Source organism: Kluyvera georgiana ATCC 51603, assembly GCF_001654985.1.
GTDB lineage: Bacteria > Pseudomonadota > Gammaproteobacteria > Enterobacterales > Enterobacteriaceae > Kluyvera > Kluyvera georgiana.
Genome location: NZ_LXEU01000113.1, coordinates 1 through 2,271 on the forward strand (window position 1 = coordinate 1; position 2,271 = coordinate 2,271).

Consider the following 2,271-nt stretch of genomic DNA (forward strand, 5'->3'; position numbering starts at 1 on the left):
GTGTGCCCGGAGTTCAGGGCGGGCATGGATGCTCAAATGAACCACGAGTCTGTCTGGAATATTGAAACGGCAACTCATGACGAGAAGCCCAACAATCCCACCGGGTGTGACGGTGGAGAGCCTGAGCGGCAGTGACCTGCGGCATGCCCGCAGGGTGATGTAACCCGCTGACAACGGGGATTGAGGCGAGATCACTAAGCCGAGATGATCCTCAAGGTTGAGTGCTGAAAGGCTGAAGAACATGAACCCGTTAATCCGCCTCTGTGGGTTGAAAATGTCACCACGGCCTACGTGATCTGACAGGCCGTGCAGGAGGAACTGCCAGTGATACGTAAGCACTGTCGGTCGAAGGTGTTTTGACATGTATGCAAAACACCGGGGCAGCAGCGCCTATCACGCTCGCGTTGCTGACTTCTGCCAACTTGCGGCAAGCAAGGATAAAGAGTGCGACGGGCAGCCTCCTCAGTATGTCTGAGTCCAGGCAGGTGAACCGGGGAAGGTCAGTGACGGATATTAAGGGGGCATGGCCCTGATAACGCACTGGCTGGCGGAGCTTCCGTAGTAGTCCGCGGTGGGGAAAGCCCATTACATGGCGAAGGGAAGCAGTTTAAATATGTTTGCGAAGTGAATTAACTGACCCAATGAGGTGAAGACCTTTGATAATCAGCGAAATGCAACGCAAGCTTGCCACATGGGCAACAGCCGATCCGTCCCGACGGATTGAACGGCTGCTGCGTCTGATAACACAACCAGAATGGCTGGCTGATGCGGCGCGGATCACGCTTTCATCAAAGGGGGCGCATACCCCCGGCGTTGATGGCGTGAACAAGACAATGCTACAGGCCAGACTGGCTGTTGAGCTACAAATCCTCAGGAATGAATTACTCTCAGGTCACTACCAGCCCTTGCCCGCCAGACGGGTTTACATTCCTAAAAGCAACGGCAAACTGCGACCACTGGGCATCCCCGCGTTACGGGATCGTATTGTTCAGCGAGCCATGCTGATGGCGATGGAACCAATATGGGAGAGTGATTTTCATACGCTCTCATATGGCTTCCGGCCTGAGCGCAGTGTCCACCATGCGATCCGAACGGTGAAATTACAGCTCACTGACTGCGGTGAAACACGGGGACGCTGGGTAATTGAAGGCGACCTGTCCAGTTACTTCGACACCGTACATCATCGACTGCTGATGAAGGCTGTACGCCGCAGGATCAGTGATGCACGTTTCATGACTCTGCTGTGGAAAACCATCAAGGCGGGGCATGTTGATGTCGGTCTCTTCCGGGCGGCCAGTGAAGGCGTACCGCAGGGCGGAGTGATCTCGCCGTTGCTGTCGAACATTATGCTGAATGAGTTCGATCAGTATCTGCATAAACGCTACCTGAGCGGGAAAGCCCGAAAGGACCGCTGGTACTGGAACAACAGTATCCAGCGAGGTCGAAGTACAGCGGTCAGGGAAAACTGGCAATGGAAGCCCGCTGTGGCGTACTGTCGGTATGCCGATGACTTCGTGCTTATTGTCAAAGGCACCAAAGCGCAGGCGGAAACCATCAGAGAAGAGTGCCGAAGCGTACTTGAAGGCTGTCTGAAACTCAGGCTGAACATGGACAAGACCCGGATCACCCATGTTAATGACGGTTTTATCTTTCTGGGTCACAGGATCATCCGTAAACGCAGTCGTTACGGCGATATGCGGATGGTCTCGACGATCCCGAAGGAGAAAGCCAGAAACTTCGCTGCGTCGCTAACGGCTTTGTTATCAGGCAATTACAGTGAAAGCAAAATCGATATGGTTGAGACACTCAACCGGAAACTGAAAGGCTGGGCTGCGTTCTATCAGTTCGTTGATTTTAAAGCCAAAGTATTCAGTTATATCGATCGAGTGGTGTTCTGGAAGCTGGCTCACTGGCTGGCCCGAAAATATCGTAAAGGTATTGCCTACCTGATGAGGTGGTGGTGTAAATCACCGAAACCGGGGCAGAGTAAAACGTGGGTTTTATTTGGTAAAACCAACCACGGGAAGCTCAACGGTGAAGTACTTTATCGGTTGGTCGGGCAAGGCAAGAAGCTGTTCCGCTGGCGCTTGCCAGAAGGTAACCCTTACCTGAGGACAGAAGCCAGAAATACGTATACATCGCGTTTCACAGAAGTGGCAATGGCGTTTGCCAGTGTTTAAATGGAGAGCCGGATGCGCTGAAAGGTGCACGTCCGGTTCGGAGAGGAGAGGCAGGGAAATAGTGCGACTACGCCCTGCCTCTTACTCTACT

Annotated in this window: 1 protein-coding gene; it reads left to right on the forward strand. The window is 53.2% G+C overall.

All coding sequences use genetic code 11. The features are described from left to right. The first annotated feature begins 671 nt into the window (after positions 1-671). Entirely contained in the window at positions 672-2,180 is a 1,509-nt protein-coding gene (ltrA, locus tag M989_RS23865) for a group II intron reverse transcriptase/maturase (RefSeq protein ID WP_047358972.1), read from the forward strand. The last annotated feature ends 91 nt before the right edge of the window (positions 2,181-2,271 follow it).

Bases quoted from the DNA above. Each gene is read 5' to 3' on its own strand.
- ltrA (WP_047358972.1), top strand. From the start codon at position 672: ATGCAACGCAAGCTTGCCACATGGGCAACAGCCGATCCGTCCCGACGG.